Source organism: Microbacterium sp. NPDC090281 (assembly GCF_044769635.1).
In the GTDB taxonomy this organism is placed as follows: domain Bacteria; phylum Actinomycetota; class Actinomycetes; order Actinomycetales; family Microbacteriaceae; genus Microbacterium.
The window spans coordinates 1,885,398-1,899,877 of the sequence record NZ_JBIVYH010000001.1; the positions used below are offsets into that span (position 1 = coordinate 1,885,398).

The 14,480-nt window shown below is 66.5% G+C and carries 13 protein-coding genes and 1 pseudogene; 9 read left to right on the forward strand and 5 right to left on the reverse strand.

Features of this window, described 5'->3' with window-relative positions; all coding sequences use genetic code 11:
* Window positions 1-14 precede the first annotated feature (14 nt).
* Window positions 15-1,040 (reverse strand): glycosyltransferase family 2 protein, encoded by a 1,026-nt coding sequence (locus ACIQTX_RS09085; RefSeq protein WP_402973006.1) that lies wholly within the window; start codon window positions 1,038-1,040, stop codon window positions 15-17.
* A 171-nt stretch (window positions 1,041-1,211) separates the two neighbouring features.
* Between ACIQTX_RS09085 and ACIQTX_RS09090 the strand changes: the two genes are divergently transcribed.
* From ACIQTX_RS09090 to ACIQTX_RS09115, 6 genes are all read left to right on the forward strand, one after another.
* Window positions 1,212-2,495: a CDP-glycerol glycerophosphotransferase family protein gene (locus ACIQTX_RS09090; RefSeq protein ID WP_402971455.1), complete on the forward strand. Its 1,284-nt coding sequence runs from the start codon at window positions 1,212-1,214 to the stop codon at window positions 2,493-2,495.
* 2 nt (window positions 2,496-2,497) lie between these two features.
* Complete coding sequence (locus tag ACIQTX_RS09095; protein WP_402973008.1) at window positions 2,498-3,268, forward strand: biotin--[acetyl-CoA-carboxylase] ligase; 771 nt, start codon at window positions 2,498-2,500, stop codon at window positions 3,266-3,268.
* An 86-nt stretch (window positions 3,269-3,354) separates the two neighbouring features.
* Window positions 3,355-3,858, forward strand: coding sequence for a PH domain-containing protein (locus ACIQTX_RS09100; RefSeq protein ID WP_402973011.1), 504 nt, complete (start codon window positions 3,355-3,357; stop codon window positions 3,856-3,858).
* A gap of 123 nt (window positions 3,859-3,981) precedes the next feature.
* Window positions 3,982-5,106 (forward strand): 5-(carboxyamino)imidazole ribonucleotide synthase, encoded by a 1,125-nt coding sequence (locus ACIQTX_RS09105; RefSeq protein WP_402971458.1) that lies wholly within the window; start codon window positions 3,982-3,984, stop codon window positions 5,104-5,106.
* 139 nt (window positions 5,107-5,245) lie between these two features.
* Complete coding sequence (purE, locus tag ACIQTX_RS09110) at window positions 5,246-5,713, forward strand: 5-(carboxyamino)imidazole ribonucleotide mutase (protein WP_402973014.1); 468 nt, start codon at window positions 5,246-5,248, stop codon at window positions 5,711-5,713.
* Complete coding sequence (locus tag ACIQTX_RS09115) at window positions 5,710-7,158, forward strand: LCP family protein (protein ID WP_402971461.1); 1,449 nt, start codon at window positions 5,710-5,712, stop codon at window positions 7,156-7,158. The genes purE and ACIQTX_RS09115 overlap by 4 nt, the downstream gene beginning before the upstream one ends.
* A gap of 288 nt (window positions 7,159-7,446) precedes the next feature.
* Here the strand turns inward: ACIQTX_RS09115 and ACIQTX_RS09120 are convergent, their stop codons facing one another.
* Both ACIQTX_RS09120 and ACIQTX_RS09125 read right to left on the reverse strand, forming a co-directional pair.
* Window positions 7,447-8,031, reverse strand: a complete 585-nt coding sequence (locus ACIQTX_RS09120) for a hypothetical protein (RefSeq protein WP_105526893.1) — start codon at window positions 8,029-8,031, stop codon at window positions 7,447-7,449.
* Window positions 8,032-8,174: 143 nt separating this feature from the next.
* Window positions 8,175-9,938, reverse strand: a complete 1,764-nt coding sequence (locus ACIQTX_RS09125; RefSeq protein WP_402971465.1) for a DUF4012 domain-containing protein — start codon at window positions 9,936-9,938, stop codon at window positions 8,175-8,177.
* 122 nt (window positions 9,939-10,060) lie between these two features.
* On the opposite strand from ACIQTX_RS09125, the gene ACIQTX_RS09130 reads away from it, so the two are divergent.
* The 3 genes and pseudogenes from ACIQTX_RS09130 to ACIQTX_RS09140 all read left to right on the forward strand — a co-directional run bounded on the left by ACIQTX_RS09130 (window position 10,061) and on the right by ACIQTX_RS09140 (window position 12,697).
* On the forward strand, window positions 10,061-11,134 hold the full coding sequence (locus ACIQTX_RS09130; protein WP_402971468.1) for a glycosyltransferase: 1,074 nt from the start codon (window positions 10,061-10,063) through the stop codon (window positions 11,132-11,134).
* A 35-nt stretch (window positions 11,135-11,169) separates the two neighbouring features.
* Complete coding sequence (locus tag ACIQTX_RS09135; protein WP_402973017.1) at window positions 11,170-11,799, forward strand: GNAT family N-acetyltransferase; 630 nt, start codon at window positions 11,170-11,172, stop codon at window positions 11,797-11,799.
* A 4-nt stretch (window positions 11,800-11,803) separates the two neighbouring features.
* Window positions 11,804-12,697: pseudogene (locus ACIQTX_RS09140) on the forward strand (IS5 family transposase).
* Here ACIQTX_RS09140 and ACIQTX_RS09145 read toward each other — a convergent pair.
* Window positions 12,694-13,443 (reverse strand): ABC transporter ATP-binding protein, encoded by a 750-nt coding sequence (locus ACIQTX_RS09145; RefSeq protein ID WP_051251252.1) that lies wholly within the window; start codon window positions 13,441-13,443, stop codon window positions 12,694-12,696. The pseudogene ACIQTX_RS09140 and the gene ACIQTX_RS09145 overlap by 4 nt on opposite strands.
* Window positions 13,427-14,263: an ABC transporter permease gene (locus ACIQTX_RS09150; protein WP_028503674.1), complete on the reverse strand. Its 837-nt coding sequence runs from the start codon at window positions 14,261-14,263 to the stop codon at window positions 13,427-13,429. Before ACIQTX_RS09150 ends, ACIQTX_RS09145 begins: the two co-directional genes overlap by 17 nt.
* Window positions 14,264-14,480 lie beyond the last annotated feature (217 nt).

Sequence of the window (14,480 nt, forward strand, 5' to 3'; positions counted from 1 at the left end):
GGGCAGCGGGGTACTCAGGGGAGCGGAGTGTTGCGTGTGCCCAGACGTGACGCGTCGACGGTGTCCCGAGCGCCGCGGAGGACGCCGCCGAGGAAGCCGAGACCCCACGAGACGTGCATCGTCGGGAGCACGAGCAGGGTCCACAGGCGCTGGCGCACACCCCCTCCACCGGGCGCGAGCGCTACGCCCAGCACGAGCAGAAGGTACAGCGCGAGCGGCCCGTACACGAGGAGCGACACTATCAGCGAGAAGACGCCGCTGAGCACACCCGTCAGCTGCAGGACCCCGGCGACGAGGGCGAGCGCCACCACCACGACGAGCGCGGGAGGAGCGAAATAACGGATGCCGTTGCGGCGCCCGAACCGGCGCACCAGCTCGCCGCGCCATGCACCGGTGGCGCGGAACTGCCGTGCCAGGCGCAGCCAGCTCTCCCGCGGCCAGTACGTGACAGACAGTTCCGGGTCGAACCAGACCCGGTGGCCGGCCTGGCGGATGCGGAGGTTGAGCTCCCAGTCCTCACCACGCCGGATCGACTCATCGAACAGGCCGATCTCGTCGAGAACGTCACGGCGCATCACACCGAGATAGGCGGATTCGGCCTCGCCCTCTTGCGAGCTCCCGTGATAAGCCCCGCCGCCGAGCCCGACGGGGGAGTTGTAGAGACGGGCGACCGCTTTCTGGAAGGGCGTGCGTCCTTCGGCATGCATCACGCCGCCGACGTTGGCCGATTCGGTGCGCTCCAGAGTCTGCAGCGCGCGGGCGGCGTAGCCGGGGGAGAGCTCGGAGTGCGCGTCGACGCGCAGAATCGTCGCGTATCGACTCGCGCGGATTGCGGAGTTCAAGCCCACGGGGATGTGAGCCGCGGGATTGTCGACCAGTCTGATGCGGTCGTCCGTCGCGGCGAGTCGGCGGGCAAGCTCGGTGGTGCCGTCGTTGGACGGGCCGAGAGCGAGGACGAGCTCCGTCGGCACATCGACGTCCTGCGCGAGCACCGACGCGACCGCGTGCTCGAGGTAGGCGCGCTCGTTGAGCACCGGCATCACGAAGGACACCCCGGGCAGGGGAGCTGCTGATTCGTCTGCGGACACATGATGATCATGGCATGGTGTCTTCGGGCGTTCCCTGATGAGGAGGGGTGAGGCGCTCGACCGCAGGCCGTGCCATCCCGCTGCAGGCCGGTGGATCCGCCGAGGACGAACTATTCTGGAGGGATGGGTGCATTGTCTGACGCGAAGAAGGCGTACCGTCTGCTGAAGCGGGCGCTCGCATCCCGCACCGCCGTGCAGCGCGTGCGCCGACGGCTCGCAGAACGCGAGCCGTACCCGGTCGATCACTTCAAGGTCGCGGTGTACTTCGCCGATGGTGCGGTGAACATGTACCAGATGCGCCAGTGGTACCGCCCGCTCGCCGAGCTCTCGAAGCGCTGGCCCGTCGTCGTGCTCTCCAGGCAGGCGACCGGAACCGAGAAGCTGCTCGAAGAGGATGCTCCGCCGGTAGCTTTCGTGCCGAAGATCCGTGATCTCGAGCGGTTCATCGCGACGCAGGACATCCGCGTCGTGCTGTACGTGAATCAGAACACGCGGAACTTCCAGATGTTCCGCTACGGGCGTCGCTGGCACGTCTTCATCAACCACGGTGAGTCCGACAAGATGTACATGACCACCAACCAGTACAAGGCCTACGACTACGCATTCGTCGCCGGGCAGGCCGCGCGCGACCGCCTGTCGCGCACCCTGTGGGACTACGACGTGGATCACCGCACGATCGAGATCGGGCGCCCCCAGGCGGACCACTACTCGGGGGCGCTGCCGTACACGCCGGACGAGCGAACCGTCGTGCTCTACGCGCCCACCTGGGAGGGTGACCGTCCCAGCGCTCATTACGGCTCGATCGCGACGCACGGCGAGGCGCTCGTGAGCCGACTGCTGGCAACAGGTGCGCACCGCGTGATCTATCGCCCGCACCCCCGCAGCGGGGTGGTCGACGAGGCCTACGGGGCCGCGCATCGACGGATCGTCGCGGCGATCAACGCGGCGAACGCGGCCGATGCGACCGCTCACCACATCTATGACGCCGCCCCGGAACTCGGCTGGCAGCTCACCGCGGCCGACGTCGCCGTCGTGGACATCTCGGCGATGGTCTACGATCGGCTCGCGGCGGGGAAGCCGCTGATGATCACGCGCCCGGCGGATGACGACGCCTCGATCGATACGCAGGGATACCTCGCCGACTGCGAGTGGCTGACTGCGGAGGCGGCCACCGACATCGTCGCCGAGGTCGAGCGGGTGCGAGCCGACGAGGCCGCGACCGCACGATTGCGGATGTGGGTGCAGCATTACTTCGGTGACACCACCCAGGGGGTCGCCACCGCGAAGTTCCACGCCGCGATCGATGGCCTCATGAAGGAGTGGGAGCGGTGGCAGGCCCATGAGGTGGGGACCATCCGCGAAGACGAAGACGATGACGACGAAGAAGTCGACGACGAGGACGTATGAGCATGGATCTCCCGCTCGCTGCGGCCACGGTACCTCGCCTGGAACTCGTCGCGCACACCGGCTCCACGAATGCAGATCTGCGTACGAAGGCGGACGATGCCGTCGGCTGGCCGCATCTCTCGACTCTCGTGACGCGCAACCAGACGGCAGGGCGCGGCCGGCTCGATCGCACCTGGGTCGCGCCGGAAGGTTCGGCGCTGGCGATCTCCGTGCTGCTACGGGCGCTTCCCGCCCATCCGTCGGCGCGGAGCTGGATTCCGCTCGTAGCGGGCCTGGCGATGTCCGAAGCGATAGCCGACCAGCTCCCGGGGCACGACGTCGCCGTGAAGTGGCCGAATGACGTCCTCGTCGATGGGCGCAAGATCTGCGGGATCCTCGCCGAGGCGACGACGGACGCGGTGATCGTCGGCGCTGGCGTCAACACGGCGATGACGATCGAGCAGCTCCCGGTGCCGACGGCGACGTCGTTCGCCTCGCTCGGTGTCGACGTCGATGAGGACCGGCTGCTGGCCGCGTACCTCGAGCGGCTCGGTGGTCGTCTGTCGGCACTGGCTGCCGCGGAGGACGCTGTCGCGAGCGGTCTGCATGCGGCGGTGTCCGCCCGGTGCGCAACACTCGGGCAGCCTGTTCGAGTGTCGATGCCCGCTGACCGCATCCTCGAGGGAGTGGCGACGGCGATCGATGCGGATGGCCGACTTCTCGTCGAATCCGATGGGGTGGAGCACCCCATCTCCGCCGGCGACGTCGTGCATGTGCGCGCGACCGGAAGCTGACACGCCGCCGCACAGACAGCTTTGTCGCAGATCACAGGCACAATGGTGGGGTGACCCAGCCTGTGACGCTCGGCGGTCGGCCCCTGATGCCACCGCCCGGTACACCTTCGGAAGAGCTGCTGATCGCGCGCTTTCGGAGCCACGCACGCCGCTTGTTCTGGTCCGCCCTCGTGCTGATCGCAACCTTCGGCGCCACAGCCTACTTCTTCGGCAACCTGCCGGCGGGGTTCGAAGACTGGATGCTTCTGACCGCCGCGGGCGCGCTGGTGTTGCTCGCCGTGGTGCTGCCTTTCGTCATCTGGTACTCCCGGAGCACCACTGTGACGACCAGGCGTGTCATCGCACGGCACGGCATCGGCGCTCGTCGGCGCCAGGAGATGTCGCATGCGAGGGGATACACGATCGCGGTTCGTCGTGGTCCGCTTCAGCGGATGTGGGGTTCGGGAACGATCACGCTCTCGAACGGGGTCGACGCTCCGCTCCGCCTGCCGAACGTCCCCAACGTGACGCTCGTGCATGAGACTCTCGCCGATCAGATCGAGGTCGGGCAGATCCTCGCTCATCGTGACGCGCAGGCCACCGGCGACTGAACTCTCCGGTGCAACGCTGCTGAGGTCCAGGTCGCCGGCTGTGTCGTCGGATCCGCAACAGCAACCTGTCGTGCGCGCTCTGATGAGTGCGGGAGAATGGGTCCAGACGAATGGAGGCGGCACATGGCGCTGCGTGTTGGCGTGATCGGCGGAGGACAGCTGGCTCGGATGATGATCGCTCCGGCGGTCGAACTCGGACTGGAGCTGCGAGTGCTCGCCGAAGGTGAAGGGATGTCGGCCGGACTCGCGGCCACCGCGGTCGGCGACTATCGCGATCTCGAGGCGGTGCGTGCCTTCGCCGCAGACGTCGACGTGATCACCTTCGACCACGAGCATGTGCCGCAGGACGTGCTGCGGCAACTCGTCGCCGATGGTGTGGTCGTGCACCCGGGGCCCGACGCGCTCCAATACGCGCAGGACAAGCTCGTGATGCGTGCGCGCCTTGCCGAGCTCGGGATCCCCCAGCCGGATTGGGCGGCCGTGCGCACCATCGCTGAACTGCAGGCATTCCTCGACGAGCACGCAGGCGCCGGCGTCGTGAAGACCCCGCGCGGAGGATACGACGGCAAGGGAGTGCGGGTCGTGCGAACGGCAGGGGAGGCGCAGGATTGGCTGGACGCGCTCGCCCAAGGTGACGCGCTCCTCGTCGAAGAGCTCGTTCCGTTCGTGCGCGAGCTCGCCCAGCAGGTGGCGCGTCGCCCCGGTGGCGAGATCGTCGCCTACCCGGTGGTGGAGACCGTGCAGCGTGACGGTGTGTGCGCCGAGGTGATCGCTCCGGCTCCCGCGGCCGCCGAGCGCCTGGCCGAGGTGGCAGAGGCGATCGGACGCACCATCGCGGAGGGACTCGGTGTGACCGGAATGCTCGCCGTCGAGCTGTTCGAGACCGACGACGAACGCATCCTCGTCAACGAACTCGCCATGCGACCGCACAACAGTGGGCATTGGAGCCAGGACGGAGCGGTCACAGGCCAGTTCGAACAGCACCTGCGCGCTGTCGCCGACCTTCCGCTCGGGAGCACGGCACCGCGCGCCACGTGGTCGGTGATGGTGAACATCCTCGGCGGACCTGTCGAAGGCACGCTGGACGAGCGTTTCGGTGCTGCCATGGCAGAGCATCCGCAGGCGAAGATCCACACCTACGGGAAAGCTCCGAGGCCAGGTCGCAAGGTCGGTCACGTGAATGTCGCCGATGACGATCTCGATGATGCGGTGTACGTCGCACGAGCCGTCGCCGCGCACTTCCTCTGACTCACGCCCACCGTTGGGTTTTCGCCGACACATGCGTGCAAGGGGTGTGCCGTTCGGGGAATCTCACAGCGGCAGACCGTACCCTGATCTGGTGACCGAGCCACTGCACTCTTCCGCCGAGCCTCTGGTCGGCGTCGTGATGGGATCCGACTCCGACTGGCGCGTGATGAGCGATGCCTCTCAAGCGCTCACGGACTTCGGCATCCCGCACGAAGTCGAGGTCGTCTCGGCGCATCGGACTCCGGACAAGCTCATGTCGTATGCGCGCGAGGCGCGGTCGCGCGGTATCCGCGTCATCATCGCCGGAGCCGGGGGAGCAGCCCATCTTCCGGGAATGCTCGCCTCGATGACGCCGCTCCCCGTCGTCGGAGTCCCGGTGCCGCTCGCGTACCTCGACGGTATGGATTCCCTTCTCTCCATCGTGCAGATGCCTGCAGGAATCCCGGTGGCGACGGTGTCCATCGGGGGCGCCCGCAACGCCGGTCTGCTCGCCGCACGGATTCTCGGAACCTCGGACACCGCTCTCGCCGACCGTGTCGAAGAGTACGCCCGTGACCTCGAGGCGCAGGTCGAGACGAAGAACGAACGGTTGAAGGGTTCGCTGTGACCCTTGCGCCTCCGCGCGCAACACGGCGCCCGCTCATCGAGACTCGGCCGCTGAGGCATCCCGACTCCGCCGATTCGGGGATGATGGCCAAGCGCGGCTGGTGGCTGGTCGCGATGAACCTTCTCGTGCCCGGATCTGCACAGGTTCTCGCAGGCAATCGTCGGCTCGGGCGCTTCGGTATCGGCGCGACGATGCTCTCCTGGTTCCTGGCGATCGTGGCGTTGGGGCTCGCGCTCTTCGCTCGCCCCGTCCTGCTGTGGCTCACGATCGGCGGCGGATTCTTCTCCGCCGCGGTCTTGACGATAGTGCAGGTGCTGTTGGTGGGGTACGTCGTGCTCTGGGTCGTGCTGACGTTCGACACGCTGCGCATTGTCCGGCTCGTGAAGGTGCCCGGCGTCGCACGACTCGCCATCCCGGTCGTGGCGCTGGTGCTGCTGGGACTGGTCGGAGGTAGTGCTGGTTATGCCGCGACCGCCGTCGGATCGGTACGCAACACCATCGGCTCGATCTTCGGACAGAGCGGCCCCAGCGTGGCGCCCAGCGACGGGTACTACAACATCCTCCTGCTCGGTGCGGACAGCGGCGACGGTCGTGATTCGATGCGATTCGACAGCATCTCCGTCGTGTCGGTCAACGCCGACAGCGGAGCCGTGACCATCACCGGGATCCCGCGTGAGCTTCCGAATGTGCCCTTCAGCGACGGTAGCCCGATGCAGGAGCTGTATCCCAACGGATTCGAGGGCCACGGCTCCTCCACCTGCGGTTGGAACGCCTGGATGAATCACGTGCGCAACGCCGCCGAGGTCTGCCGGGAAGACGGCGGTGAGGGCCTGTATCCCGATGCTGTGGCGAACGGCTCGGAACCGGGTATCGAGGCGACGAAGGACGCAGCAGAAGGAATTCTCGGTATCGAGATCCCGTACTACGTCTTCGTCGACATGCATGGTTTCGCCGAGCTCGTCGATGCCCTGGGCGGCGTCGAGATCGATGTCACAGAGCGGCTGCCCAAGGGCGGCCCGCCCGAGGGGTGGACCGGCAGCGACGTGAACGAGTGGGCCATCGGCTGGATCGAGCCGGGCAAGCAGCGCATGGACGGCGATACCGCTCAGTGGTATGCCCGCTCGCGCTACACGACCAGTGACTGGGATCGGATGAAGCGCCAGCGCGAGCTGCAGGGAGCCATCCTCGCCCAGTTCACGCCGCAGACTGTGCTCACGCGATTCAACGAGGTGGCGGCGGCCGGGACAGCGCTGATCAGCACTGATCTGCCATCCGATAAACTTCCCGAGTTCTTCGACCTGATGCTCAAGGCTAAGGAGCAGCAGGTCACGACGATCGAGCTCACACCCGAAGCCGGTATCGACGAGCATCAGCCTGACTACGCGTACATCCGTGACCTGATGCAGCAGACGCTGCATCCTCCGACTCCGACGCCGACGCCCTGATCGCCGCGTGCCGCCACGGAGGCGGTGCGCGCAGCGTATTCATGGCGAGGCGGCCGCGGGAACCGCACGGACTCTTGACTAGGGCCCGGCGCGTGCTCGCAGCACAGAGGGGCAGGTGCCGGGCGTGCATGCTCCCCTGCGGGTGCGACAAAGCCCACGGCCGCCCACCCGAGGGAGGGGACGGCCGTGGGCTTCCGGTGTTGTCCACCGGATGCACCAGACGACGGTGATCGGAGGGGGAGGGATCACCGTCGTCCAGTCGACCACCGCACGAGGCGGCAGCCGGATCTAGGCGCGCTTGCGGCGAGATACTCCGACTGCGACGAGGGCGCCACCGGCGACCAGCGCCGCGGCTCCGCCACCGAGAACCCACGGCGATACGCTTCCACCGGTGAGCGCGAGTTCGATGGCTCCGCCGGTGAGCGGCAACTCGGAACCCGCAGCAGCGACACCAGGATCGTGATCGCAGCTGGCAGCCGCGTCGTGTCCGTGCGAAACCGTGATGGTCGCCGTGTATGAGCGCGAGCCGTTGAAGGCGACGGCATAGGAGCCCTCACCATCGGACGGCGGACGGAACGTGAGCGTCAGGCTGCCGTCGGCAGTGGCGGTGTTCCCCGAGACGGCGGCCTTCCCGGCGTTGTAGCCGGAGACGGACACGTTCACGTTCTCGGACGGAACGAAGTAACCCGGACCGAACACGATGGTCGAGACTTCGCAGATGTCGATGATCGGGTTACCGACCTTCGCTCCAGGAGGCGTCGGATACGTATCGGACGACGCGGCCGGAACAGTCGGCGCGGCGTTTGCGACAGCGGGCGCCACGAATACGAGTGCGCCAGCGGCAAGGCTGATGGCAGCCAGTTTTTTCAGCATGATTTCTCCCCAGAATTTCACGCGGAATCGCCTTCGGACACACCCCTGCATCCGACTGCGTGGCGTCTTCCTGCCCCCACGGCAGGTTGGCAGACGCCAGATATTCCCCAGTGAGTCGACAGTACCCTAAAGACCTGAGAAAGTCACGAAGCGCACTGGAGAGACACCCGTTTCGTGTCCGGGTCATTGATCAGAGGCGTGTGCAACACGTCTGTGAGACGTTCTCCTGAGCCCGTCCCCTGGAACTCGATGGTGATCGTCGTCGATTCGCCCGGCGCAAGAGATACTTCGTGTTGCACCACGGACCGGTCGCCGATCATCGCCGTCTGTACGCCCTCCTCTGCCCCATCGCGATCGATGTGGGAAGGAGTCGCTCCGTCCGGCCCATAGATCGCGATCAGCGTTCGCACGCTGCCGGCAGGTACTCCGTAGAATCCATCGGCGGTGACGTACGTCGGCAAAGAGGTTGCGGCGTCCGCCGGAGCCGTGTTGGTCCAGGTCACTCGCACCTGCGTCGTGTGATCTCCCTGACAGGTGCCGACCGCCGTGGTGATGGACGCGCGGGTGTAATAGTCCATCTTGCCGCCGGTGGTGTCGTTCATCAGTACACCCACATAGGTGGCGTCGGCGTCGTCGGCCGGGATCGTGCCACCCAGCGCCGACGAGGCGAGCACAGCCTCCTCGTCTTCGTGGGCGCTCCAGATGCGGATGCGTCCCTCAGCGGCCGAATCCGCCAGCGCGCCGATCATCGCCTGGGGATCGCCGCCGGCAAGCGCTGCACCGAACAGCGCGCTTGCGACCTGCGCGAAGATCTGGTCCTGTACTGCGGGGTCTGGAACGGCGGCGTAGATCTCCGAGAGGAGGATGTCGGTGATGTTGTCGGAGGTCGCGGTGAACGGGCCGAAGTTGAGATCGCCGGTGACGGACATCAGATGCTTCGCGACGACGGCGTCCACGGCGATGACGCCGTCGACCGTCCCGCCGAATCGACCTTCCCAGCGTGCGGCGATGGTCTGGCCCGCTTCTGCGAAATCCGGAATGCTCGTGATGTTCTGCAGATACCGTCCTGGGCGATCTTCGAACAGTGCAATCGTGGAATCGCTGAGCGGAAGAGAAGCGTCGAGTGGCGGGAAGTCCCGCGTCGACGCCTGGGTTTGGAGAGTGATCTTGCCGTTCTCGGCGTGCAGCAGCGCGATCGAGCCGATGATACCGCCGGACGAGCGCAGCTCCGCGTTGTTCTGCATCGCGAGCACGTAGTTTCGCGGACCCTCGCCGCCGAGCATCGTCGGCAGCAGAACGGCTGCGCCGTGGAGGGACCCGACCACGGTCGCAGCTTCTGTGACCGATGAGCGAAGCTGACTGACGGCATCGGCGAGAGGGGGGAGCGTGGCATCTGCGTCGATGCGTCGTGCCTGCAGTGCTGCGGCGCTGAGCGCGGTGTCGGCGGTGCCGAGCGGCTCGGCGACCTCGGCGAACGGCGCGAGATCGATGGTTCCGCCGGCGAATCCGAGGCTGGCCAGGTCGAAGTCCGCCGCCACATCGAGGAGAGGAGTGAGGGCATCGGACGACACATCGTCGGCGATCTCGGCGATCTCGCTCACGGCACGGAAGTTCGGTCCGATCCACGGTAGCGCGCCGAATGCCTGCCATACGGGGTCGGACGTGAGGTCGTGAGCGGAGGCTGCGTTGTTCGCGATGCTCCTGGCGATGGGCTTCCCGCCGTCGAGGTCGCCGGCGGCGATCGCTCCCTTCAGCTGGGAGGCGCCCTTGGCGACCTGCTGGAGGTCGTTCACCGCGCCGATGCCCCGGATCGTGACCCATCCGACCGCGAGGAGCAGCAGGGACACCAAAAGGCCGACGGTCCACCCGATCCATCGGCGCCGGACGGGAAGTCGACCATCGCTCACTCGAGCATTCAAGCATGAACCGCTGTTGCGGTGGTGGGCGCAATCTGTGCGAACGCTGACATTCGCGCGGCGCGGGCGGTGCGTTCCGCTGAGGAGAGGCACCGCGAAGATAGCCTGTTGGCATGGGTGCTCGGCTGCGTGTTGTTCTGGATCAGCTCGTGCATGTCGTCGATGCGGATCAGGCGCACGCCTCGATAGATCTCGCCGCCGGGCTGGTCTCGACGGCGCCGTCAGGGTGCACGGTGGACGCCATAGTCCCTGCGGGGGCCGCCGTGCCGTTGGCAGGCGTCGGCGATGTACGCAGGCTCGGTCTCGGACGCCGTGAACTCGCCGCGTCCTGGCAACTCGGTATCGCGCCTGGCGTCGGCGGTGGACTCATCCACTCGCCCACGTTGATGGCGCCTCTGGTGCGCCACGATCGTGTGCACGACAACGATCAGACCACCGTTACGTTGTGGGATCTGCGGGCCTGGGATGCTCCGGAGCTGCTGCCGAAGGGTGTGGTGGCGTGGCAGCGCGGCATGCTTCGACGTGCGGTGCGGCATGCCGACGCGGTGGTCGTGCCTTCGCACGCTGTCGCTGAGCGGCTGTCGGAGCTTGCGAAGCTCGGAGACCGGGTCCGTGTCATCGCCGGGGCCGCGCCGCAGAAGTTCGCCGCACCGCGCGATGCCACCGATCGTCGCGCGGCGCTCTCTCTTCCGGCCGAGTACGTGGTGCTCACCGGCTCTTCTACGAGCCTGGCGGAGGGCTTCCGAGGCGCGATGGCAGCAGGCGTCGATGCCGTGGTCCTCGACGCCCCCGATGGCGCAGAGCCCCGCTACGCCGAGGCTGCCTCCGCCGCCGGTCTGCCCGAGCGACGTGCGCATGTGCGGGGGGCGTTGTCTATCGAGGATCGTGCCGCGGTCCTCGATGGAGCCTCCGCCTACGTCGCGACGGGTGCGGTAGCCGGGTGGCCGTGGCGCGCGGTCGAAGCGATGGCTCTCGGCATCCCCGTCGTCGCGGTGGACAGCGGCTCCCACCGTGACGTCGTCGCTGACGGCGGGATGCTGGTTCCCGCCGCCGCTATCTCAGACGCTGTCGCCGAAGCGACCGAGGGGGCCGCGAGTAGACTCCGCGTGCTCGCAGCCGATCGCTCTCGGGCCTTCTCCTGGGCCAGCTCCGCGGAGCGCCTCTGGGGCCTGCACGCCGACTTGTGACCTAGGGCGTGTCTGACAATTGCTTGGTGCTGGCGATGATGCCGTGGAATGTGACGGCGGCGCAGTTGACGCTGGCCATGGATCGGTTGGCCGGAGCGAGCGTGGATGCGTCTTGCGAAGATGGTCGAGTGAACGAGAACCCCGATGTCGAGATTCGTCCGTACCGGAGCGAGGACGCACGCGCGACCCTGGCGGTGTTCATTGATGCGGTGACGGTGACCGCGGCAGCTGATTACTCGACCGAACAGATCGCCGCATGGGCGCGTCCGGCACAACGCAACGAGAGCGACTGGGACCGTGCGATGAAGGGCCGCAACAGCTACGTCTGCGTCGTGGATGATGCGATCGCAGGATTCTCCGATGTGAGCCCGACGGGGTACATCGACATGATGTTCGTGTCGCCGCGTCATGCTCGTCGCGGTCTGGCCTCTGCGCTGCTCGCGCTGCTAGAAGCCGAGGCGCGGGCCACTGGTGCCATCGCGCTCTCGGCGGACGTCAGTCTCACGGCGCGCCCCTTCTTCGAACGCCACGGCTTCATCGTGGAGGCCGAGCAGCACCCCATGACGGCCGGTGTGCCGATGACAAACTTCCATATGACGAGGCCGCTTGCTGCATCGAACTCGGGTGCGCCTGACAGAAGTACGGGTGACGGGCTGGGAGCCTGAGCGGATGTCGCGGTCCCAAGTGCTCTCGGATGCTCAGTGGTCGTTTATCGAGCCGATGCTCCCGGCACGGACCGGGCGACGAGGGCGACCGTTCTCCGATGCCAGGTCGATGGTCGAGGCCATCGTCTACCGTTATCGGACCGGGATCGCGTGGCGGGATCTGCCTGAGGTGTTCGGCCCGTGGCAGACGGTGTGGACCTGGCATCGCCGAATGGCGGTGGAGGGCACGTGGGAGAAGGTGCATGCTCGATTGACCGCTGCCGCGGATGCCGCCGGATTGGTGGACTGGTCGCTGTCGGTGGACTCCACGATCGCACGTGCATATCAGCACGCGACGAACACGACGCGCCTCACAGGGGGCTGGGTCGAACTACACGAATCTGCGGGAAGAGCCGCCTGACCACGGCATCGGTCGCTCACGCGGCGGGCTATCGACCAAAGTCCATCAGCTCGTCGATGGTAACGGGCTGCCCTTGGTCACCATGATCACGCCCGGTCAGGCCGGTGACTCGCCGATGTTCCTGCCCCTCATGTCGCACCTGCGCGTTGGGCGTGAGATCGGTCGGCCACGCACCAGACCGGACGCGGTACGCGGCGACAAGGCGTACTCGTCTCGCGCGATCCGCTCGCACCTACGCGACCGCGGCATCAAGGCCGTCATCCCCGAACCCAACGACCAGAAGGGTCACCGCAAACGCCGAGGATCACGAGGCGGACGGCCCGTCGCGCTCGACACGGCCGACTACAGGAACCGCAACGTCATCGAGCGCCGCTTCAGCCACCTCAAGCAGTGGCTCGGCCGGCCACCCGATACGACAAACACGCGACCACCTACCGAGCCGCGGTCATCCTCCACGGCATCATCGCCTGGACCAGGCAATTGTCAGACACGCCCTAGGCCCGCATCAACTCGACGGCGTCCTTGCTCGGGCCGTCGAAGCGGATCTTCCCGCCCTGGAGCAGGATGCCCCGCTCGCACAGGTTCGAGACCATGTTCAAGTCGTGGCTGACGACGACGAGGGTCTTGCCCTTCGCGTGGAGTTCGCGGACACGGGCCAGGCACTTCTTCTGGAACGGCTCGTCGCCGACCGAGAGGATCTCGTCGATGAGGAGCACATCCATCTCGGTGTGGATCGCCACTGAGAACGCCAGACGCAGGAACATACCGGAGGAGTAGTGCTTCACCTCGGTGTCGATGAACTTCTCGATCTCGCTGAAGGCGACGATCTCGTCGTAGCGAGCCTCGGTCTCCTTCTTGGTCATACCGAGGATCGCGGCGTTGAGGAAGATGTTCTCCCGGCCGGAGAGGTCCGGGTGGAATCCGGCGCCGACTTCGATGAGTCCGGCCACGCGCCCCCGCGTGAGCGCAGCGCCGCTGTCGGGCTCGAGAACACCCGAGATCAGCTTGAGCATGGTGGACTTGCCGGATCCGTTGAATCCGAGCAGCGCGACGGACTCGCCTTCGCCGATCGAGAACGAGACGCCGTCGAGGGCATGGAAGTTCGTCGTGAGGGGCTTGCGACGGATCGCCGCGAGGGCCGTCTCCTTGATGGAGTGCGTGTGGCGGAGCTTGAAGGTTTTGTGGACGTCGTCGATGACGACGCGCGGCAGGGTCTGCGTCTGGGGCTCAGAGATCTTGGGCAAAGCGGCCCTCCAGTCGGCGGAAGACGAGCTGGCCGATGACCAGCGCGGCGAGGGATGTCACGAGAGCGATCAGTCCGTACATCCAGAGATCGGGGAGGGGAGAAGCGTTGCCGGGGCCGAGAGGGAACCAGATGCCGTAGTGGAACAGCTCGACAGCGGCGGTGATCGGGTTCAGCCGGTAGAGGACGAAGAGCCACTCCGGTGCGACACTGGCGACCTGCGTCCACTCGTACATCACCGGCGACGCCCAGATCGCGACCATCACGATGATCTCGACGAAACTCTGCGCGTCGCGGAACGTGACGTTGATCGCGCCGAAGAAGAGCCCGAGCCCGCTCGCCAGGACTGCGATGATCACCAGCGCGAGCACGATGGCGGCGATGGAGGCGAGGGAGGGGGCCCATCCGAAGAAGAGGGAGATCCCCACCACGACGATGATCTGCGGGAGGGTGTTCACCGCGGCGATCATCATGCTCGCGATCGGGAACATCTCGCGAGGCAGATAGATCTTCTTGATGAGCGCGGCATTGTCCACGAGGGAGCGGGTGCCGTTCGAGAAGGCTTCGTTGAAGAACGTCACGACGGTGATGCCCGACAGCAGATAGATCGGGAAGAACTCGACCCGGTCGTTCAGCCCGAGGAACACACCGATGGCGACGAAGAAGACGACGAACTGGACGAGCGGCTTCACATAGGACCAGAGCCAACCGAAGATCGAACCTCGGTATCTGATCTGCACTTCCTTCCGCACGATGAGCGAGAGGAGATAGCGCTGTCGGAAGACTTCGAGAAGCCCTCGATTCGCGCCGGGAGTCGTCATCCTCTGCGCATCGAGCGTGCGAGCCTGTTGCACCGCGAATCCACCTTCCGTATGCGCCGACCGTCTCGCGCGCACCGAAAGCAATCATACGAGTGAGTGTCGGTGATGCCTGGCAGGTTGATGAAAGCGGTGAGCCGTCGACGCTCAGATGAGGCCCAGGGAGCGCGTGATTCTCGCTGGTAAGGTGAAGGTTCTCGTGCGTCCGTCGACCTGAAAG

Coding starts and splice junctions, on each gene's coding strand:
- ACIQTX_RS09085 (WP_402973006.1), bottom strand. CDS start 1,040: ATGCCGGTGCTCAACGAGCGCGCCTACCTCGAGCACGCGGTCGCGTCG.
- ACIQTX_RS09090 (WP_402971455.1), top strand. CDS start 1,212: ATGGGTGCATTGTCTGACGCGAAGAAGGCGTACCGTCTGCTGAAGCGG.
- ACIQTX_RS09095 (WP_402973008.1), top strand. CDS start 2,498: ATGGATCTCCCGCTCGCTGCGGCCACGGTACCTCGCCTGGAACTCGTC.
- ACIQTX_RS09100 (WP_402973011.1), top strand. CDS start 3,355: ATGCCACCGCCCGGTACACCTTCGGAAGAGCTGCTGATCGCGCGCTTT.
- ACIQTX_RS09105 (WP_402971458.1), top strand. CDS start 3,982: ATGGCGCTGCGTGTTGGCGTGATCGGCGGAGGACAGCTGGCTCGGATG.
- purE (WP_402973014.1), top strand. CDS start 5,246: ATGGGATCCGACTCCGACTGGCGCGTGATGAGCGATGCCTCTCAAGCG.
- ACIQTX_RS09120 (WP_105526893.1), bottom strand. CDS start 8,031: ATGCTGAAAAAACTGGCTGCCATCAGCCTTGCCGCTGGCGCACTCGTA.
- ACIQTX_RS09130 (WP_402971468.1), top strand. CDS start 10,061: ATGGGTGCTCGGCTGCGTGTTGTTCTGGATCAGCTCGTGCATGTCGTC.
- ACIQTX_RS09135 (WP_402973017.1), top strand. CDS start 11,170: ATGATGCCGTGGAATGTGACGGCGGCGCAGTTGACGCTGGCCATGGAT.
- ACIQTX_RS09150 (WP_028503674.1), bottom strand. CDS start 14,263: ATGACGACTCCCGGCGCGAATCGAGGGCTTCTCGAAGTCTTCCGACAG.